The 21,406-nt window shown below is 33.0% G+C and carries 18 protein-coding genes; 5 read left to right on the top strand and 13 right to left on the bottom strand.

Annotated elements, in window-relative coordinates:
• Positions 1-46: 46 nt before the first annotated feature.
• Together LL966_RS13905 and LL966_RS13900 are read right to left on the bottom strand one after the other, a co-directional pair.
• Entirely contained in the window at positions 47-565 is a 519-nt protein-coding gene (locus tag LL966_RS13905; protein WP_229354072.1) for a ferritin, read from the bottom strand.
• Between the two features lie 90 nt (positions 566-655).
• Entirely contained in the window at positions 656-1,012 is a 357-nt protein-coding gene (locus LL966_RS13900) for a hypothetical protein (protein WP_229354070.1), read from the bottom strand.
• Positions 1,013-1,190: 178 nt separating this feature from the next.
• On the opposite strand from LL966_RS13900, the gene LL966_RS13895 reads away from it, so the two are divergent.
• On the top strand, positions 1,191-1,994 hold the full coding sequence (locus LL966_RS13895) for a TIGR00266 family protein (RefSeq protein ID WP_229354067.1): 804 nt from the start codon (positions 1,191-1,193) through the stop codon (positions 1,992-1,994).
• Positions 1,995-2,166: 172 nt separating this feature from the next.
• Positions 2,167-2,943, top strand: a complete 777-nt coding sequence (locus LL966_RS13890; protein ID WP_229354065.1) for an alpha/beta fold hydrolase — start codon at positions 2,167-2,169, stop codon at positions 2,941-2,943.
• A gap of 78 nt (positions 2,944-3,021) precedes the next feature.
• Here the strand turns inward: LL966_RS13890 and LL966_RS13885 are convergent, their stop codons facing one another.
• Positions 3,022-3,396, bottom strand: a complete 375-nt coding sequence (locus tag LL966_RS13885) for a hypothetical protein (RefSeq protein WP_229354063.1) — start codon at positions 3,394-3,396, stop codon at positions 3,022-3,024.
• Between the two features lie 23 nt (positions 3,397-3,419).
• The gene (locus LL966_RS13880; RefSeq protein ID WP_229354062.1) at positions 3,420-3,740 is read right to left on the bottom strand and encodes a roadblock/LC7 domain-containing protein; all 321 of its coding nucleotides are present in this window, start codon (positions 3,738-3,740) and stop codon (positions 3,420-3,422) included.
• Between the two features lie 290 nt (positions 3,741-4,030).
• On the opposite strand from LL966_RS13880, the gene LL966_RS13875 reads away from it, so the two are divergent.
• Positions 4,031-4,174: a hypothetical protein gene (locus LL966_RS13875; protein ID WP_229354061.1), complete on the top strand. Its 144-nt coding sequence runs from the start codon at positions 4,031-4,033 to the stop codon at positions 4,172-4,174.
• Between the two features lie 166 nt (positions 4,175-4,340).
• Here LL966_RS13875 and LL966_RS13870 read toward each other — a convergent pair whose 3' ends face one another.
• The 6 genes from LL966_RS13870 to LL966_RS13845 form a co-directional block, all read right to left on the bottom strand.
• On the bottom strand, positions 4,341-7,103 hold the full coding sequence (locus LL966_RS13870; RefSeq protein ID WP_229354059.1) for a PD-(D/E)XK nuclease family protein: 2,763 nt from the start codon (positions 7,101-7,103) through the stop codon (positions 4,341-4,343).
• 63 nt (positions 7,104-7,166) lie between these two features.
• The gene (locus LL966_RS13865) at positions 7,167-8,618 is read right to left on the bottom strand and encodes an OmpA family protein (protein ID WP_229354058.1); all 1,452 of its coding nucleotides are present in this window, start codon (positions 8,616-8,618) and stop codon (positions 7,167-7,169) included.
• A gap of 113 nt (positions 8,619-8,731) precedes the next feature.
• Complete coding sequence (kbl, locus tag LL966_RS13860) at positions 8,732-9,925, bottom strand: glycine C-acetyltransferase (protein ID WP_229354057.1); 1,194 nt, start codon at positions 9,923-9,925, stop codon at positions 8,732-8,734.
• A gap of 82 nt (positions 9,926-10,007) precedes the next feature.
• Positions 10,008-13,166, bottom strand: coding sequence for a UvrD-helicase domain-containing protein (locus LL966_RS13855; RefSeq protein WP_229354056.1), 3,159 nt, complete (start codon positions 13,164-13,166; stop codon positions 10,008-10,010).
• Between the two features lie 138 nt (positions 13,167-13,304).
• On the bottom strand, positions 13,305-13,910 hold the full coding sequence (locus LL966_RS13850; protein WP_229354052.1) for a lipoprotein signal peptidase: 606 nt from the start codon (positions 13,908-13,910) through the stop codon (positions 13,305-13,307).
• Positions 13,911-14,030: 120 nt separating this feature from the next.
• Positions 14,031-14,246 (bottom strand): hypothetical protein, encoded by a 216-nt coding sequence (locus LL966_RS13845; RefSeq protein ID WP_229354049.1) that lies wholly within the window; start codon positions 14,244-14,246, stop codon positions 14,031-14,033.
• Between the two features lie 181 nt (positions 14,247-14,427).
• Between LL966_RS13845 and LL966_RS13840 the strand changes: the two genes are divergently transcribed.
• Positions 14,428-14,784: a roadblock/LC7 domain-containing protein gene (locus tag LL966_RS13840; RefSeq protein ID WP_229354047.1), complete on the top strand. Its 357-nt coding sequence runs from the start codon at positions 14,428-14,430 to the stop codon at positions 14,782-14,784.
• 37 nt (positions 14,785-14,821) lie between these two features.
• Positions 14,822-15,202, top strand: coding sequence for a hypothetical protein (locus tag LL966_RS13835; protein ID WP_229354046.1), 381 nt, complete (start codon positions 14,822-14,824; stop codon positions 15,200-15,202).
• 254 nt (positions 15,203-15,456) lie between these two features.
• Here LL966_RS13835 and LL966_RS13830 read toward each other — a convergent pair whose 3' ends face one another.
• The 3 genes from LL966_RS13830 to LL966_RS13820 all read right to left on the bottom strand — a co-directional run bounded on the left by LL966_RS13830 (position 15,457) and on the right by LL966_RS13820 (position 21,369).
• On the bottom strand, positions 15,457-15,837 hold the full coding sequence (locus LL966_RS13830) for a TraR/DksA family transcriptional regulator (protein WP_057115206.1): 381 nt from the start codon (positions 15,835-15,837) through the stop codon (positions 15,457-15,459).
• Positions 15,838-15,844: 7 nt separating this feature from the next.
• On the bottom strand, positions 15,845-19,246 hold the full coding sequence (gene ileS, locus LL966_RS13825; protein WP_229354044.1) for an isoleucine--tRNA ligase: 3,402 nt from the start codon (positions 19,244-19,246) through the stop codon (positions 15,845-15,847).
• Positions 19,247-19,449: 203 nt separating this feature from the next.
• Positions 19,450-21,369 (bottom strand): Atg14 domain-containing protein, encoded by a 1,920-nt coding sequence (locus LL966_RS13820; protein WP_229354042.1) that lies wholly within the window; start codon positions 21,367-21,369, stop codon positions 19,450-19,452.
• Between the last annotated feature and the right edge of the window lie 37 nt (positions 21,370-21,406).

Below are 21,406 nucleotides of genomic sequence, written 5' to 3'. Positions count from 1 at the left end.
CCTTAATAAATTATTAAGGGCTTTTTTAAATTTATAAATCGGTTATTTATCCGATTTTTGCTATTTGCACATCCAATTGGAATTTTCCATCAGCTGCATTTTCGTTAATCAAGTCAAAAAGCTCTAAAGCTCTTCTTGCGTTTTTCTCTTCTTCTCTCTGCTCAGCTACATACCACATCATAAAATCTTCTGTAGCATAATCATTTTCTGCTCTACATTTAGCGATTACTTTATTGATTGCTTGAGTAACAGCAATTTCGTTTTGCAAAGCAATTTCGAATACTTCTCTCAAAGAAGCAAACTCTTGCTGTACTTCTGGAATAGATGGCGTAACTGCAATCCCTCCCATATCTGTAATATATTTGAAAACTTTTAGAAAATGCTCTCTTTCTTCTTCTGCTTGCTTGTACAAATAAGATGCTGTATTTGCATAACCGTTTCTATCCAACCATGCAGCCATAGCCAAATATTTATTAGAAGCATCACTTTCTAATTTTGCTTGTAAGTTCAATATATTTTCGATTCCTTCAACTAATGAAGTACGTGTTCTTAGTAAATCTTTCATAACCTTTAATTTTTTATATATGTAAAATTACAAAAATTAAAGACGGCAACTGTAAACCCTTGAAAATTTGGATTTAATCTAAGTAAGAATCTAAATAAGCTCGACGTTTACAATATTGCAAAGCATAGAATGTAGGGTGAGGGTAAATTTAGTTCCGTTTAATAAATCTCTTAACTGCACTATTTCACAGATAGTAAGATTTCTGGAAAAATTTCTTTTGGTAGTTTCTATCAACTGTGCGTCTGACTGATCTGATAAGTCATAAAGCATATTCAAAATGTCAACGCTATTAACCTTTCTTTGAAAAATCAAAAAATCGTGAATCTTATAACTTGACACTGTATCAACAAAATTGATGATTATACTATTGGTCAAATCACATTGATAACTGTATCCTTTTTCGGTTTCAAATAATACTTTGGTGGTCAAATCACTAACTAATGCCATTCTGATAAAATATAATAACGGTGCAAAAATATAGAATTTAAAGCAATTAAACACATAATTAAGACTAATTTAAAATAACAAAATTACTTAATGTTTTTAAAAACAGCTGAAACACACTAAACTCTGTAACATTTGGCAGAATCATTAGTCTAATTTTAAAAAACAAAATTTAAAAATTATGCAAGCGCACGAAATAGATTATCAGATTTTTGGAGAAGAAATGCAATATGTCGAAATAGAATTGGATCCGCAGGAAATTGTAATTGCCGAAGCGGGCAGTTTTATGATGATGGAAAACAACATTCAGATGGAAACCATATTTGGAGATGGTTCTCAGCAACAGGGATCAGGTTTGTTTGGCAAACTTTTAAATGCGGGCAAAAGAGTTCTTACTGGCGAAAGCTTGTTTATGACCGCATTTTTAAATCAAGGCAACAGCAAAAGCAAAGTTTCATTTGCATCGCCCTATCCTGGAAAAATCCTTCCAATTGATTTAACGGAATTTCAAGGTAAATTTATCTGTCAAAAAAGTTCATTTTTATGCGCTGCCAAAGGCGTTTCTGTTGGAATTGAATTCTCTCAGAAACTTGGACGCGGTTTATTTGGCGGTGAAGGTTTTATCATGCAGAAAATTGAAGGAGACGGAATGGCATTTGTACATTCTGGAGGTACAATGGCTAAAAAAGTATTAGGTCATGGCGAAATCCTAAAAGTAGATACAGGATGTATTATTGGTTTTACCAAAGATGTAGATTATGACATCGAATTTATTGGCGGCATCAAGAATTCTATTTTTGGTGGCGAAGGATTATTTTATGCTACTTTAAAAGGTCCAGGAACGGTTTACATTCAGTCGCTTCCTTTCTCTAGATTGGCTGACCGGATTATTGCATCGGCACCAAGATCTGGCGGTAACAGTCGTGATGAAGGTAGTCTTCTTGGCGGATTAGGAAATCTTTTGGATGGTGATAACCGATTTTAATTTACAAAATGGCTTTCAGAAATGGAAGCCATTTTTATTTTGAAGTATACAGGTCATTGTAAATTCATTAAAATTATCGCAAATAAATAATATTCTTAACTTGATTGAACTTATATTTCTTATATGATTTCACCTTTTTTATCTTTGCACTATATACTATAAAAAAAATGTTTTGAAAAATATTCTATATAAAAACACCCAAATATCTTTTACTGATTCTGGCGAAGGAAATGCAATAGTTTTACTTCATGGCTTCTTGGAAAACAAAAAAATGTGGACAGAATACGCCGATCTTTTTTCGAAAAAACATCGCGTTATTACTATTGATTTATTAGGTCATGGCGAATCTGATTCTTTAGGCTACGTTCATGAAATGGAAGAAAATGCCAATGCCGTTAATGAAGTTTTGGAATTTCTAAAAATCGAAAAAGCAATAATTTTAGGACATTCAATGGGCGGTTATGTTGGTTTGGCTTTCGCCGAATTATATCCAAAAAAAATCCAAAAATTAGTTTTACAGAATTCAACTTCTAAAGAAGATAGCGAGGAAAAAAAGACAAACAGAACACGCGCCATTAAAGCCGTAAAACAAAATTATATCAGTTTTGTGAGTTTAGCCATTGCAAATTTATTTAGCGAAAACAACAGAACTCGATTGGCCAAAGAAATAGAAAAAGTAAAAGCTGAAGCTTTAAAAACACCTTTACAAGGAATTGTAGCTTCTTTAGAAGGGATGAAAATACGAAAAGACAGAGAATGGCTTTTACAAGAAAACAGATTTCCAGTCTTACTGATTTTAGGCAAAAAAGATCCCGTTTTAAATTATGAAGAAAGTCTTGCTCAAATTGAAGATACTACGGCTGAACTTATTTCTTTTGAAGATGGGCACATGAGCCACATCGAAAATAAAGAAGAACTGAAAACCATTTTACTGAATTTCTTCGAATAAACGACTTATAAAATCAAAAAAGGCCATTTCTAACCTAGGTTGAAATAGCCTTTTTCTCATTTTTGGGGGCAAATGTTATTATAATTTAGATGTAATATCTTTTTTGTATTTAGATAAAGTTGCTCTTGTTAAACCAAGATTTGCTTTTGTAGAATCTACAGCTAAATAAATAAAATATCTTCCATCTTCGGATAAATCAATAATATGAATCTGATCTGTCAATGTGATCAAAATATCATTAATTTTTTGCTCTAATCCTAAAGCTCTAATCGCGTTCAATTTAGCTTTCACAACTTCTAAATTGTAAGCAGAAGCCAATTCTGGATCAAAATCGGGTTTAACAGTTAAGGAGCAATAAGACATTCCTGTTTCAACTTCAGTCACCGAAACAGCAATAAATCCGTTTACATTATCTCTTAAATCGTTTTGAAAATTTTGTAAAAAGTCTGACATGTGTATTTTAATATTGGTTAAATTTAATTATTGAAAACAGAATCCATTCTACGAAGTAATAGTCCCATTTTACTTAGATCTTTAGAAAGAAGCGCAATGCAGTTATCATCTTGATTTTTTGTTGCTACCACGATCCCGTCATTATTCTTAATCATAACTTGTTTAAGATCGCCATTGTTTACGTCTTCAGACATTTCTAAGCACATTTTCAAGATCATTCCGATCATTGCTGCAACATTTCCGTCGTATTCTAAATTAACAGACTCATTTAAGATTCCATCAATATTAAAACTCAAGCCAGATTCTGCCCCAGTCTCTTCTACTAGTGTTTGTAAATCAATCATATTCTATTATTTTGTCATGTTTTTGGAAGCGCCAAAGATATTTTTAATCTCAAGATTAGTCAGCTAAACACTTGTTAAAAAAACAGGCGATCTAAGTTCCCGAATAACTTTTATTTATCACACAATTAAACCTATTTTTTTGCAAATATTCTGCAACAAAAATTAATATAAAAAGCATATAATATTAAAAACACAACTTTTCTTTTCATTAATTTCATTTCTAAAATTAACATTTACAGAATGTTGCATTTACAGAAAGTTTTTCTATAGCTTTGCAAAAAATTGTATAAATGAAAACTGTTGACGAATTACGCTTTGACTTAAATGTAAAACTGCTGAAGTTTAGAAGATTTCGTATTGAAAACGGACCTATCAACACTACGAGTTCTGAAGGAAGTTCTAAAAAAGGTTTCTTCAAAAAAATATTTAGCTAAAAGCAATCAAAAAAAATAGCCGGACTTACAAGATCATTTTCTTAAATAAGTTCGGCTTTTTTATTTTCTGACTTCGTTTTGTTTAACTATAAACAAATAAAAGTATTTTATTAATGATCCATTTACTTTGAATTGACTGATTTTTATAAAGATAGCTATTTCATCATTAAACCTTTTCTTCGAAAGGAATAGAACTGTCAAAAATCTCACTTAGTAAATTAGCAATTTCCTCCAAATAAGAAGCCAATATTTCTGATGTTACAATACTATCTAAATCTTTTTCTGGCTTAAATCCAAAAGGCAAAAAACCTGATTTCAAATTTTTAAAAGAAATAATACCAACCTCTATCGGCAGATTTCCTGCTTCTTTCTCAAACATAAAGGCATACGCCAGTACTTGAATAATTTTATCATTTTTAAGCTCCTGTGTTAACCCGTTCCAAGTTTTTAACACAACATCCGTTTTTTCTACTTTCCCTGTCTTGTAGTCAATAATTCTTATTTTCCCGTCGCGCTGCTCTATACGATCGACATTTCCTTTTATCAAAACAGGAAAAGGCAATTTCGGATGAATAAATTGTCTTTCAAATGTCTGCTCCAACGCTATAATTTTTATCGCTTCATCATTTTTTATCGACTCCAATTCCATTCGCAAGAAGTTCGAAACGTTTCTTTTCGCAACTTCAAAAGCCAAGAGATTTCTTCCTTTCTTTATTTCTCCTTCTTTATAAACTAATTTGAATTGCTTCAAAACTTCATCATCCAAGAGTTTAAAGCAATTTAAAATATCATTTTCTGAAATAAATTTTCCAATAAAAGGATCGTATAAAGTTTTTAACGTTTCGTGAATAATAGTCCCTAAAGTATTTAAAGCAATATTTTCCTCTACTTCTTCAACTTCACGAATCCTTAATATTTTTTGAAAATAAAACTCTATCGGATTTCTAATATAAGAAGTCAATGCAGATGGAGAAAAACCAGTTTCAGCAATTTCTTTTAAACGTGCCATAACTGGTTCAGATTTCGAAACGGAAATAGGCTCATAAGCTGTATTGGGCAAGGCTGGATTATAAATATCAAAACTAATATTATGATTCGATTTTTTTTCTACTTCCAATTGCGTAATAAAACGGCTCCTCTCACCAGCATCCAATCCATCATTTTCGGTATTATAAATCAAATAAATATTTTTCGCCCTTTGCAGTAAGTGATAAAAATGATAGGTATAAATTGCATCTTTTTCTTTGAACGTAGGAAGTCCTAATTCCTTTTTAACATCGTAAGGAATAAATGAATTTTGCGATTTTCCAGCAGGAAACTTTCCTTCATTCATAGAAGTTATAATAACCGTTTCAAAATCCAGAACACGGCTTTCTAAAACTCCCATAATCTGCAAACCACGCAATGGCTCTCCTTCAAAAGAGACTTCCGCCAAATCAATAATTTGCTTATAAATAGCGTGAAGCGTATCAATATTATCAATATGATGATGTTTAGAATAATAATTTATCAGCTTATTAATCACTTTAAAAACACCGTAAACAAATGCCTTCGCAATTTTTTCTTCTTCATTATCATTGCTAAAATGCTGTTTAATTAAAAGCAGTAAAGAAGAAATATTTTTCAAAACAGCAATAGAACCATTCTCCCATTTTTCAAATAACAAAATAAAAAACGTAGAATACTCTGGATGAAGTTCTAAAATTTTCTGGTGAGTAATAAAAGTGTAATTATTCTCTTTGATAATTTTTACCAATTTTTCGGCATGAGCATAAGGCTCAACCAATGGATGGGTCAAAATATCAAGCACATCTTTATAATAAAAAACATAACTGCCGCCTTTTCGAGAAAGTGCATTAGTATGCATTTTAAACAATTTAGCAACAAAAATCTGCGACGGATTATTCTTTCCAGAATACCCCATTGTAATATTTAAAGCTCCAACAGAAGAAGGCAACGAATATAAAACCGGAACTAATAAATTTTCTTCACCAAGCACAACTGCAACTTTATCTAAAGACGCAGTAGGGTTTTGATCAATTAAATTTTCAATAATACTTCCCGCCAGCTTTGCCTGTCCAATTGTTTTTGGAGTTCCTATAATCTGAATGTTTTTTGACTGTGAAAAATCATCTACAATCCAATCAAAAACATTTGTCTTGTAATATTTCCAGCTTTCTTTAAAACGACTTAGAAAAAGTCCTGCATCATGATAAGGATCATTTAAAAATGCTCGATCTGCATCCCAATAAATCTTCGCTTGATCTAAAGCTAACAAATGCTGCACTATTTTTTCCTCAGCAGCATTTAAAGCATTAAATCCTGCAAAAACAAAAATTCGCTTGCCAATTGTATTCGAAAAATGATTTAAATTATTAACCGCTTCTCTGTAAATTAACCCTTGGTAACCTATAGATTTAAACAATAAATGATTGTAAAGCGAATCGTAATAAAGAGGAAGTAATTTCCAAAAATCAATATAATTTTCTAGAAGTTTGGTTTTCTGATCTACTTCTAAGCCCCATTTTTTTATATCCTCAATATCTTTAAGATAAGACAATACGTGCGATGAATCTAAAAGATATCGATCAATTTCATTAAAATCTTGCAGAAGTGTTTTTGCCCAATTTGCAAATAACTCAAAAGACTGCTGATTCTTTTTTTCTGTAATAGACAAATAAACCTCATAAAACTCAAACAATAATTCAATTGAATCAATAGATCGAATTGACGCAACGTCTTGAACAAAATCCTCAATACTTGTAATTTCGGGAGCAATAATAGTTTTATCAATCTCTTTTTTGAGCGCTTCGATCAAAAAAACTTTTGCTCTTTTATTCGGAAGAATTATGGTTATTTCCGAAAGTTTATCTGCATAATCCCGAATTACAACTGAAGCAATTTTTTGAAGAAAAGAAATATTTACCATAGAGTAAAAATAAAAAAAGCCATTCAATTAAGAATGGCTTTTAAAATTTATTTAAAAACTAAATTATAGTTTTCCTTGGTATTTAGAACCAATGTGTCTAATTTCAGTTCTTCTGTTTTGAGCTTTTCCTGCAGCAGTTTTGTTGCTTGCAACTGGCTGAGAAGATCCAAATCCTTTAGCTTCTAAGTTTTCTGGATTAACTCCTCTTTCAACTAAAGCGTTTAATACCGCGTTAGCTCTATCTTGAGAAAGTTTATCGTTGATTTTAGCAGAACCTGTACTATCTGTGTGTCCTTCAATAGAGAATTTCGCGTTTGGATAGTTTTTAAGGATTTCTTTAATAGCATCTAATCTAGCTGGAGTTTCTTTGTCACCAGTTTTGAAAGTAGCTTTTCCTGAGTTGAAGTAGATTGCTCTAGCTTGAACTTTAAGATCTTCTAATGCAGCAGAAGTTACTTCTGGACATCCTCTGTTACTTGCAGGACCTGGAACTGTAGGACAGTCATCATCTTTATCAGCAACACCATCTTTATCAGCGTCTAAGAATGGACAACCACCGTTTTCTTTAGGACCAGCAACTGTAGGACATTTGTCATCTTTATCAGCGATTCCGTCTCCGTCAGTATCAGGACAACCTTTTAAAGCAGCTAAACCAGCAACATCTGGACAAGCATCATCTTTATCAGCGATTCCGTCTCCGTCTGTATCAGGACATCCGTTTAATGCAGCTAAACCAAATACATCTGGACAAGCGTCAGAAGCATCAACGATTCCGTCACCGTCAGTATCAGGACATCCGTTGAATTGTTTTAAACCAGCAACATCTGGACAAGCATCATCTTTGTCATAGATTCCGTCTCCGTCAGTATCTTTACCTCCGAATTTGAAAACTAAACCTGCAGTGTGTTGGAAAACTGATCTGTCAAGAGGTTTAGCCTCGTTAGCAGCTACAGCCCATTTGTATCTTGTAGCTAACTCAAGACCAATAGCATCTGTAAACCAGAAAGTAATACCAGCACCTGGATTAACAGTTCCAAAACTGTTATCTCCGAAGAAAGTATAACCTCCACCAACAGATAACGAAGGATCAATCACTTTAGATTTGATTAATTCTTGGAAGCTGTATTTAATAGTAGCATCAATTCCGTAGTACATTAAATCACCAGGATTAGTTACAACGTTACCTCTACCATCGTGACCTGGAGCAGCTGGATTAAAAGTAACAAGTTTATCAATTTTGTTTACAGAACCTTGTAAACCAACAGAGAAACCGCTACCTACATATCTATTTACACCAATGTAAGATAGAGAAGGAAGAATATTCCAGTTGTCTTTTACTGCGAATGGCTGAGAGAAGTGTTGATCAAAAAACCCATGACCAGCTCCAGAACTTGTTCTAGTATCCACAGCATTAACCCCGAAAGAGATAGCCCATGGATTGTTACTGTCTTGCGCGTGAGCATTTAAACCCATCGCCATCAATACAGCAACTAAAAGTTTGTTAAGATGTTTCATACTTAATTTTTTTAATTACAATTTAGTTAATTACAAGCAAAAGTAACACCAAATTTTTTAAATACAAAATGAAATGTTAAAAAAAACCTACAAAAATTTGACCAAAGTGGTAATTATATAACTTTTAACATTTTACCGACAACTGTGAATGCATCTACAGCCTTGTCCAAGTGCTCTTTATCATGCGCTGCAGATAGCTGAACGCGTATTCTGGCTTTATCTTTTGGCACTACAGGAAAGAAAAATCCAATAACATAAATTCCCTGTTTTAAAAGTTCATTTGCCATTGTTTGAGACAATTTCGCATCATATAACATTACTGGTACAATTGCCGAATCTCCATCTATAATATCGAAACCCGCATTTTTCATACCTTCTTTAAAATAATTTGTATTCCACTCCAGTTTGTCACGAAGTTGAGTATCTTTTTCAAGCAATTCAAAGACTTTTACTGAAGCTCCAACAATTGCAGGTGCTAATGAATTTGAAAAAAGATAAGGTCTAGATCTTTGACGCAATAATTCTATAATCTCTTTTTTTGCCGTTGTATAACCACCCATAGCCCCACCTAAAGCTTTACCTAATGTACCTGTAATGATATCAACTCTCCCCATCACTCCTTTTGCTTCAAGAGTACCTTTCCCTGTTGCACCAATAAAACCTGCTGCGTGGCATTCGTCAACCATAACCATTGCATCGTATTTGTCAGCCAAATCACAAATTTTGTCCAAAGGCGCAACTAAACCATCCATAGAGAAAACACCATCCGTAACAATTAATTTAAAACGAGCCCCTGCTTCATTTGCTTTAATCAGCTGTTGTTCTAAATCTTCCATATTACTATTTTCATAACGGTATCTCGCCGCTTTACAAAGACGAACTCCGTCAATAATAGAAGCATGGTTTAGACTATCCGAAATAATCGCATCATTCTCTCCAAGCAGAGGTTCAAAAACTCCCCCGTTTGCATCAAAAGCTGCTGCGTATAAGATAGTATCTTCTGTACCGTAAAAATCGGCAATCTTTTTCTCTAATGTTTTATGAATATCTTGGGTTCCGCAGATAAAACGTACAGATGACATTCCGAAACCGTGCGTATCCAAGGCATCTTTAGCCGCTTGAATTACTTCTGGATGAGAAGAAAGTCCTAAATAATTATTAGCACAAAAATTTAAAACCGTTTCTCCTGTCGAAATAGTAATTTCTGCTCCTTGAGGAGAAGTTATAATTCGCTCCTTTTTAAAAATTCCATTTTCTTCGATTGTCTGCAGCTCGCTTTGCAGATGTTCTTTTATTTTACCGTACATTTTTTATTTATTTAAAACGTTAAAAATTAACAAGTTAACAATATTTAAGCTTCGTTATTTCTTTAACATCTGATTAATTTTTTCACAAATTTACCACTTCAATTTCCGCTCCAATATACACCAAAGCCTTTTTTAACACTTTGTATCCTAAATCCTCAATTGCATCTTGATATTCCTGAATTTGATGTTGATATTTAGCATTTATAGCTCCTGTTTTATAATCGAGTAAAAGCGCTTCTTTATTTTCTAAAAAAACAACCCGATCCGGCTTTAAAATCCTTCCTTCTTTTTGAACAATTGTCTGCTCATTCAAGACAGTATCATTTCCATTAAAACAGACCGTCAGTTCAGGATGATTCACAATTTCCTTCAAAGTCTGGAGCACTTGGTCAACTTGATCGTAAGTTATTAAACCATTTTCCAATGATTTTGCAACCGCCAAGTCGATATCTGATTTATCTTTAACGAAAGCCAAAATCTCATGCACTATATTCCCATACGAAATTGCTTCTTGCTGATGCGTTCCCCACATCAAAGCTTCTCGTTGGGCAATTTTAATATTTTTCGGATTCAAAACTTCTCTCACAATCGGAATTGTTTTTACTAAATCTAGTGTCTTTGAAACTTTCGAAAGTCTTGTTTTGTTTCCAAATTCATAATTCAGTTTCTCTTCATCATAAACTCCTTCATTAATCAAAAATTTAATAAAAAAGGAAGCCATATTATTGGGATATTCTCCATCGTTTTTTGCTTTCAAAGATTGAGAAATAACATACAATTGCTCTTCTGCACGGGTCAGTGCCACGTACAAAACATTGATATTATCTAAAAGCTCTTCCTGTTTTTTTAGATTAAAAACAGCCGAAGCACTTTCACCGAAACCTTCAACCGCACTACTATTATCAACCAATGCTTTTGGAACACCTAAATCAATCTCCTCTGTATCGAGCCATAATTTATCTTTTGGTTTTCGATTATAATCTTCATCTGCGAAAGGCATAATTACAACCGGAAATTCTAATCCTTTTGATTTATGAATGGTCATAATTCGAACAGCATTATTTCCTTCGGGAGACGGAATACTAAATTTCTCTGCATTTTTATCCCAAAAAACCAAGAAATCAGAAACTCCTGCCTGATTTCGAATATCTCTTTCTAAAACTATATCCAAAAAGAATTGCACATAGGCATTTCCATCAGAAGGAAGAATAAATTTAGAAATGATAATTTCTACAGCTTCATAAAGTGATTTTTTACGAACATCTTCAAAAGAAAAAGAAACATCAAAAGTTAAAAGCCAATTTTCAAATTCTTTTTCCAATTTATAGCTCATTCCTAAAGCTATAAAATCATGAACCGGCATTGACAACTCTTTATTTGAAGCCAAATAATGCAAAAAATTAGCCTTCGATTCTAAATTGGCGCTATTATTTAAGTAACGAAGCAAATGAACAATAAAACGGACTTCTGCCGCATTTTGAATCATTAACGTTTCCGAAGACAAAAGCGGAATTCCTTGTTCAGTTAAATAATTAGCTATCGCAATTCCCTGGTCTCTTTTTCTAGTTAGAATTACAATGTCTTTGTATTCAAAACCTTGCTTAACTACCTCTTGAATGGTATTTAAAGTAGCCAAAACATATAAATCGGACTTCTCAACGACCTCATCTTCATCGGCAAACTCATTCTTATCCACTATTGGAAGGAAAGAAATATTGACGTAACCTCCTCTTTTTGAATTGGTATTTTGAAAACTATGATTTTCATACAAATCTTTATAATCTTCATTTGAAAATTCTGCCGAAATCAGCTTAAAAAAAGCATTATTAAATTCAATAACTTCACTATAACTTCGGTAATTGGTATTTAGATGTTTAAGCTGTTTATCTGGATTGTTAAATGGATTTACATCTTTACTTAATTCGATAAATTGTTCTGCTTTTCCTCCGCGCCAGCGATAAATGGATTGTTTTGGATCGCCCACAATCATCAAAGTTCCTTTATTTCCAAAATCGTCTAAGCCAGAAAGAGAATTATCAATCAGCGGAATCAAATTCTGCCATTGCATTTCTGAAGTATCTTGAAATTCGTCAATAAAAAAATTACGATAACGTTCTCCCAAACGCTCATAAATAAATGGCGCTGGTTGGTTTTGAATTTCACGATGAATTATGGCATTGAATTCTGAAATTGACAATACATTTTGTTCCGATTGAATTTTAGCCAATTCATTACTTACCGTATTCAACAAAGAAAGTGGTGTTATATTTTTCAAAAAGGCTTTATAAAAATCTCTTTTTTCAAAATTTTGATAGACCGCTTTCAATATTTGAAGCAATTCCGGAATAATATTTTCAATTAACGCTCGGTCTTTTGCCGTTTTATTAATAGCAATATCATCAAACTCATGAAAAGTTTTGTTTTTGGGATTGAATTTTCCGTTTTTGATACTCTCCAAATGATTAGGGAAAGTTCCTCTGGAAAATGATTTTGAGTCAATTCCATTTTTATCGATTAGCTCAATTGCTTTAATCGCCAATTCTTCATTTGCCTTTTCTAATTCTTTACAGAGCGCCTGCATCTTTGCCTTTATCTCAACAAACTCTCCTATTGTTTTATCTTGAAAATGAAGAATTTCATTTCTATTATTTTCATTCAAAATCAACCTTCCTGTATCCAAAATTTCTCTTGAAACATCCCAGCTTTTATCGTCATCGGTTTTTTCCATTGTAAAATCGATGAGCAATTTGGTCAGCGTTTCATCCTCTCCAGCTTGTGCGATTATAGCATCAACAGCTTCAACCAATAAATTTTCGGTATCTAAAGTCACCTCAAAAGTCATGGGTAGATTTAGATCATGAGCAAAGGCACGAATAACTTTATGAGTAAATTTATCAATTGTAGAAATATCAAAAGCTGCATAATTATGAATTAAGTGCTTTATAATTTGCTGTGATTTAGTTTTGATCTTAACAACCGAAAGACCAGTATCTCGAGAGATATCCTCCATTAAGTCATATGCTTTTGCCGACGGTTCGTCTTTGGCAAACTCAGATAAACTTCCAACGATACGGCTTTTCATTTCGTGAACAGCCTTATTGGTAAAGGTAATTGCTAAAATATTTCGATATGCATCATTTTTTGGAGAAGAAAGAATGATTTTTAAATATTCTTTAACCAATGTATAAGTCTTTCCTGACCCTGCAGAAGCATCATAAATAGAGAAAGACGGACTTTGCATAGCTTGATTTTTTGTATCGTAAAAATAACACAATAATATTAAACCTCAATAACCAAAAATTCCAAATTCCAATATCTGCCTGCAATAAATGCTTAGATATTAGAATTTGGAATTTTAAAATTTTGAAATTGTTTAAACCTATTCGTGTTTTGGAAAAGCTCTCTTATTGAAAACCAAAAGTATACCAACTCCTGTAGAAATTGCTACATCGGCAACATTGAAAATTGCATTGAAAAAAGCAAAATGTTTTCCACCAAAAATCGGCAACCAAGCCGGAAGATTTCCTTCCCAGATAGGAAAGTAAAACATATCTACAACCAAACCATGAAACCACGTTCCGTAAGGTTCTGGAGAAAATAGTGTTGCTAAATTGTTAGTGCTATCATCGAAAATAACTCCGTAGAAAATAGAATCAATAATATTTCCGGCAGCACCGGCAAAAATTAAAGCTATCGCCACTATCAAATAATCAGAATGACGTTTTTTAACGCTATCAGCAAGCCACCATCCGATTCCGAATACCGCAAAAATCCTAAAAACAGTCAAAATTAATTTTCCGTATTCTCCAGGAATTTTTGTTCCCCACGCCATTCCTTCATTTTCTATGAAATGAATTTTGAACCACTCAGCCCCCATCACTTTTATCTCGTCACCAAGAACAAAGTTTGTTTTTACATAAATTTTAGAAAGCTGATCAACTATTAAAACTAGAAATATAAGGAAATACGCTTTTCGTAATGACATTTTAAGATTTTTTGATGGGCAAAAATAGCAATTTAATCAAAAAAAACGCTCCTAATGGAGCGTTAATTGTTTTCTAATAAACTAAACTGAGTTTAAGCGCTAATCTAAACCTCATAAAGTTTATTTTTTCACAGGGACATTTGCTGGTTTTTTCGGACTGTCGGAGAAAAAATCTGAAATCGATTTAAATATCCCTTTACTTTCTTTTCCGGCAGCCAATTTTTTAGCTTCTCCCTTTTTAACGTCGGCTTTAAACTTAATGCGCAGTTTTTCAAAATCTTTCATTCTACGCTCCACGTCAGAGTTTACTTCTTTGAATTTCAGTACTTTAGCCATAATGTAAGTTTTTTACAGTAAATAATTTAAATTATTAATGATTTGGTATTACAATGATACATAATTTAATTTATATTTGTTAATGAAAATTAACACTTGTTTAGGTTGATTCAACATTAATTTTCAAAAACAAATCCAAAACAAACTGAATTTAACAATTCTCCCAAAATCCTACAAAATCATGAATGAAATTACTACTACACTAAATGACTTTCTAGTCAGCACAAAATCAACTGCTGCTTTAATTTTAAATGGTAAAGGAAAACTAATCACTTCCTTAAACTTAGACTACGGAGACAGCATTGCCACTATGAGCGCAGCTATTTTATCAATGAGCGAAAAATTCTTGATAGATTTAGAAAAAGGCTCTCTTAAACAATTATACCTTAAAAGCGCAGAAGGTGTTATCGTTGGAAACAAAATAAGCGGTTCTAATTTTATTGTTGCTTTTTCTAAAGAAGGAAGCAATCTTGCCTTATTAATGCGTTCTACAGAAGAAGTCTCTGCAGAGTTAAGCAAAAATTCCCTACTGAAATAAAAAATAAATTCTATTAACAATCAAACCCAAATGAACTATGAGCAATGACTTTTTAAACGTGTTTTTAAATGAAATGAAAACAAACGTAAACGGCTTTATCGCTGTCGCTGTAACAGAAATTGAATCTGGATTAAGCTTCGGAAATTTAACTGTTGACCCAGCTTTCGACCCAGAACTTGCTGCCGCTTACAACCTAGAAGTTGTAAAAGCGAAGCTTAATGCCGTTAAAGCTTTAAATTTAAACCAGGATATCGAAGATATTTTGATTACACTTTCTAATCAAATACACATTATCGACATTTCGCCAAACAAAAAATTCATGATCTACTTAGCTGCAGATGCTTCAAAAGCTAATTTAGGAATGACTAGAGCTATTTTAAGAAAACACAAAGCTGACGTTGAAAAAAACCTAGCATAATTATTTTAAAATTTTATGAAATCAAAACCGCTTTACTAAGGCGGTTTTTTCATTTAACAATAAACCAAAACCACAGTTAATCAGTCATTTCGCTTCTTACAAAAAAACTTTTTTCATTTAAAGCTTATTTTAACTAATTATAAATAATTTCTTTCAAAGAAAAAATCCAACAACAGAAACCAAAACCGTTAAACATTAAACAAAAAAAATGCACCCTTTAAAGAGTGCATTTTAATTAGATATTTTTTGTGAATTTATCTTTGCAAGTTTTTAGCTTCGATACTCATTGTTGCATGAGGAACGATTTTAAGCCTTTCTTTGCTAATTAATTTACCTGTTACTTTGCAAATACCATATGTTTTGTTTTCAACACGGAATAACGCGTTTTTTAAGTCACGAATAAACTTCTCTTGTCTAATAGCCAATTGAGAGTTTGCTTCTTTAGACATAGTTTCACTTCCTTCTTCAAAAGCTTTGAAAGTTGGAGATGTATCGTCTGTTCCGTTATTTAAATCATTCATATAAGCACTTTTGATCAAATCAAGATCTGCTTGTGCTTTTTGTATTTTTGCTTGAATTATCTCTTTGAACTCTGCTAAGTCAGCATCAGAGTACCTTGTAATTTCATCTATCATTTTCTAACTATTTTGAAATTAATATAATGGTTTTAATGTCATCAAACTCAATTTCTGTGCCGTTTTCTAAAACGTCTACAAAAACTAGTTCATCTGTTAATGTTTCAGACTTGATATAGTCCTCATTTTTTGAAACAGCATTTTCTAAAATACCGTCTCTTTTTATTTGTACTTTGATCTTATCAGTAACCTCAAATCCTGAATCTTTACGGATATTCTGAATTCTATTTACCAATTCTCTCGCGATACCTTCATTTTTTAATTCTTCAGATATTGTAATGTCTAGCGCTACTGTAATTCCGTTTGAATTTGCAACCAGCCATCCTTCGATATCTTGCGATGTTATTTCGACGTCTTCTAAGGATAAAGTTACATTATTTCCAGAAATAACAATATCTAGCGTTCCTTGCTTGTCTAACTGATTAATCTGATCTGCAGAAAAATTCTGTATCTCCTTAGAAATCAACCCCATATCCTTTCCAAAACGTGGTCCAAGAGCCTTAAAATTAGGTTTGATCTGTTTCACCAAAATACCAGAAGCATCGTCTAAAAGTTCAATTTCTTTAACGTTTACCTCGGCTTTTACAAGGTCAGAAATGGCTTCGATTTCAGCTCTCTGATTCTCGTCAAGTACTGGAATCATTACCTTTTGCAGAGGTTGACGCACTTTAATCATCTCTTTTTTACGTAGTGATAAAACTAGAGAAGAGATGGTCTGCGCCTTCTGCATTTTGCTTTCCAACGTTTTATTAACAAAGTTTTCGACAAATTTTGGGAATTCAGCCAAGTGAACACTAGCAAAATCCTCGGTTCCCGTAGAAGCAGTTAAATCGCGATACAATTTATCCATGAAAAATGGCGCGACAGGAGCACTTAATTTACTGATTGTAACCAAACAAGTGTAAAGCGTTTGGTAAGCTGCAATTTTATCTTTAGCATATTCACCTTTCCAGAAACGACGACGGCATAAACGAACGTACCAGTTACTTAAGTTTTCCTGAACGAAGTCAGAAATAGCTCTTGTCGCTTTTGTTGGCTCGTAATCTTCATAACATTCGTCAACAAATTTGATTAACGTATGCAATTCAGAAATAATCCATTGATCGATTTCTGGTCTTTCGTTTAAAGGAATTTCAGCTTCAGCATATTTAAATCCGTCGATGTTAGCATATAACGAGAAGAATGAATACGTATTATATAACGTTCCAAAGAATTTACGGCGAACCTCAGCAATTCCTTCAAGGTCAAACTTCAAGTTATCCCACGGATTTGCATTCATGATCATATACCAGCGTGTGGCATCTGGACCAAATTCTGCAATGGTTTTAAATGGGTCTATAGTATTTCCTTTACTCTTAGACATTTTAATTCCATTTTTGTCTAAAACCAAACCGTTAGAAACTACGTTTTTATACGCTACTTTATCAAAAACCAAAGTTCCGATTGCGTGCAATGTATAAAACCATCCACGTGTTTGATCTACTCCTTCTGCAATGAAATTTGCAGGGAAGTCTTTATTCCCATCAATTTTATCTTGGTTTTCGAAAGGATAATGCCATTGTGCATAAGGCATTGCTCCAGAATCGAACCAAACGTCAATCAAATCGCTTTCGCGTTTCATTGGCTGGCCTGAAGCCGAAACCAAAGTAATTTGATCAACAACATTCTTGTGCAAATCAATTAAATCATAATTTGATTCAGACATGTTTCCGATTTCGAAACCTTTAAATGGGTTTTCTTTTTGAAAACCAGCTTCGATAGATTTCTCGATCGCATTGTATAATTCTTCAACAGAACCAATAAGAACTTCTTCTTTTTTATCTTCAGTTCTCCAAATTGGCAACGGAATTCCCCAATATCTAGAACGAGATAAGTTCCAGTCGTTGGCATTTTTAAGCCAGTTTCCAAAACGTCCTTCACCAGTAGATTTAGGTTTCCAATTGATAGTTTCGTTCAGGTCGAACATTCTATCTTTTACATCGGTTACTTTGATGAACCATGAATCTAGGGGATAATATAACAACGGCTCGTCGGTTCTCCAGCTGTGTGGGTAACTGTGCACGTATTTTTCAACTTTAAAAGCTTTATTTTCTTCTTTTAAACGAATAGCCATTTCAACATCTACAGATTTCTCTGGAGCTTGCCCTGCATCATAATACTCGTTTTTAACATATTTACCTGCTAAATCACCCAAATGAGAAGTGAATTTCCCTTGTAAATCTACTAATGGAACTGCATTTCCTTCTTCATCCAAGACCAACATTGGCGGCACTTCTGGTTTTGCTTCTTTTGCTACTTTAGCATCATCTGCACCAAAAGTTGGAGCGGTATGTACAATTCCTGTTCCGTCTTCTGTTGTAACGAAATCTCCAGCAATTACTCTAAATGCATTTTCAGCATTTTGATATGGCAATACATATGGCAATAATTGTTCGTAACGAATTTCTACTAAATCTGCTCCTTTTGCTTCGGTTAAGATTTTGTATGGAAGTTTCTTATCACCGTTTTTAACGTTGTCAAAATCAGCATCGTCTTCGCTTAAGAAAAATCCTTTTCCGAATTGTTTTCCAACTAAGTTTTTCGCCAAAACAACATTGATTGGCTCAAAAGTATATTGATTGAATGTTTTTACTAAAACATAGTCGATTTTTGGTCCAACTGTTAAAGCGGTATTCGACGGAAGCGTCCAAGGAGTTGTCGTCCAAGCTAAAATGTGAATATCTCCAAAACCTTGTAAAAAGCTCGGAAGAGTTTCTGGTAAAGTCTTGAATTGCGCTACAATTGTAGTATCTGTAACATCACGATAAGCTCCAGGCTGATTTACTTCGTGAGAAGATAATCCTGTTCCTGCTTTTGGAGAATACGGCTGAATCGTGTAACCTTTGTACAACAAACCTTTATCATAGATTTGTTTCAAAAGCCACCAAACCGATTCCATATATTTTGGTTTATAAGTTACATATGGATCTTCCATATCTACCCAATATCCCATTTTTTCGGTCAAATCATTCCATACATCCGTATAACGCATCACGGTTTTTTTACATGCTTCGTTATATTCTTCGATAGAAATTGTTTTGCCAATATCTTCTTTTGTAATTCCTAATTCTTTTTCGGTACCCAATTCTACAGGCAAACCGTGAGTATCCCAACCGGCTTTTCTTTTAACCTGAAAACCTTTTTGAGTTTTATATCTGCAAAAAATATCTTTAATCGCACGCGCCATTACGTGGTGAATTCCTGGTAATCCGTTTGCTGAAGGCGGACCTTCAAAAAATACGAAAGGCTCAGCACCTTCGCGAGTTGTTACACTCTTTTCAAATATATTTTCTTTCTTCCAAAAATCAAGAACTTCAGTAGCTACAGTTGGCAAGTCAAGTCCTTTGTATTCAGTAAATTTTGTACTCATTTTATCCTTTTCTTAAACGAGGTGCGAAAGTAAGAAATTTTGAACTATTGACCACCAATTTCTTTAAATTTCACAAACTTTTGTTGGGATAATAGGTACAAAAACAGAAGAATTGGTTACTTTCTGATATTATTCTCATTTTTTTGAGCTAATCAATCAAAAAATAACCAATTCTAAAAACAGCTGTTAACCTGTTTTATATCTTATTTAAAACCGCCGAAATAAACTTCTTTCATAAAAATTCGATTTCCAAAGACAGGATTTATTTCTACTTTTTCACGAATCTCCTGATACAAAGTTTCACCGTTAAAATCTTCAATTTCGTAATTAATCTTATGCGGAATTTTTCCAGAATTCAAACTTGCAACAGGTCGATAATCGCCAAATAATTTTCTCTCGAAAAAACTTTTGTTACCATTGTCAAATTCTGTTTTTTCGGTAGAAACAATATTGAAGTTTTCTTTATCAATAAAAACGTGATAATCTGTTTTAGGAATTGTTCTGTTTCCTGAGCTTAATGTTTTTTCAAAGTAATTTAAATGATAACACATTTTTCCTTCGTACATTTCATCTCCCAGAACCTCAAAATTATTCCATAAATCAAGTCTTAAATCGGTAAGAAAGTTTACTAAATCAACATTCTTAGATAAATTGCCATAATCGTAGGCTGTTAATTTTGCCCATTTAGCATTTATTCCTGTTTCACGATCGTCATGGCTCCAAGCTTCTGCTCCGTTTACGATTTCATAATAAGTTTCTGGCATTTTTTTCTTAAGAAGATAATGCGATGTTGTCGCCCATCTTTCTTCCGTTTGAGGAATATTTGTTCCTTCTATCGAAATTTTAGAAAACAAATGTGCTTTTTCGACTTTTTTTAATGCTTGACTTCCTCCAAGATTTTCAACCACTTTAGCCAAAAGATTTGCATTTAGCTGATAAGGTATGGAATCTAGTAAATTAAATCTTTGCGTTTTAATTTTTTCTAAATACGCTTCACGATTGGATTTTTCAGTTTCCCATTCTGCTTCTTGCTGTTGAATCTTTTCAAAAAAAGCTAACCTTTTTTCTTCTTTTTCTTCTGCAATTTTAAGCCCCAACTTTTTAAGTTCAGCAAAACGAGGCGTATGAGCTCTTAATCTTTTATCTGCAAAATTGGTTTTATTTATTCGATCAATAATTGCAGTTCCGCGCGAATCCTGTTTGTCGTTTTCTACAAGTAAATTTGCGTACAATAATGCTTTTTCCTTATTTTCTAGCAAAAGATAGGTTTCAGCCAAATTATTTGTAACAATAAATCGAATGTTAACATTTGTAGGCGAAGCTGGATATTTTACTAATAAACTTTCAAGATATTGCAAATGTGGCGTCAGTAATTTTTCGTCTAGACCTTTCTCAAGTGTTATCTTCTGCATCTGAGTTGTAATTTCGTTCTCAAATGCCAACATTTGATTATATTCAGAATGTCCTTTTGAGGTTACAAATTCGAATCTAATCTTTGCTTCACTAGTGGTATAACCCAATTTATAATTTAAAAACTCCTGAATTCTTAACGCTGTTTTATAAATAGCATTGTCAAATCCAAGTCCAACATCGCTGTAATCTGAATCCTTAACGGCTGTTCTAATTTTTTTGTCATGTTCTGAAGCAGCAACTTTAACAGCGCCAAGACTATTTCCAACAGTCATTGAATACGATTCTGAACCTCCAAAATCTTTTGATAATATAATTTTATCCCCAACTTTAACATCTAGTTTTACATTTGTAATGTAATTAGAATGTGCACCATAACTCCACTTGTTTTCTTTTTTATCATAAACACTATCAATTTGTGTTTCAGTATATCTTGGCAGTGCAAATGTCAAATAAAGTTTTAACTTACCATTAGCAGGATCGGATATATACCCGTCAATATTAAAAAAATGTTTCTTGAGATTAGATTCTTCTTCTTGTAGCGATTTATCCATTTGATAAAAAGCAGTTTGCGTTAAGACATTATCAAGAACAGGGTATTCTGAATACTTGATTACAGGTATGTAAAACTTCTTTTTTTTCGAGCTTATTTTTTCTTGTGCTTGGATTGAACCAATTACAAGAATAGCTAATAAGAGTATTATTTTTTTCATAGGCAAAAAAAAGCCATCAGAATCAGATCCTGATGGC

Origin of the sequence: Flavobacterium chungbukense (genome assembly GCF_020805785.1) — a bacterium.
GTDB classification, from domain to species: domain Bacteria; phylum Bacteroidota; class Bacteroidia; order Flavobacteriales; family Flavobacteriaceae; genus Flavobacterium; species Flavobacterium chungbukense.
Note: the sequence above shows the minus strand (reverse complement) of the source record. Positions and strands in the feature narration are given on the sequence as shown.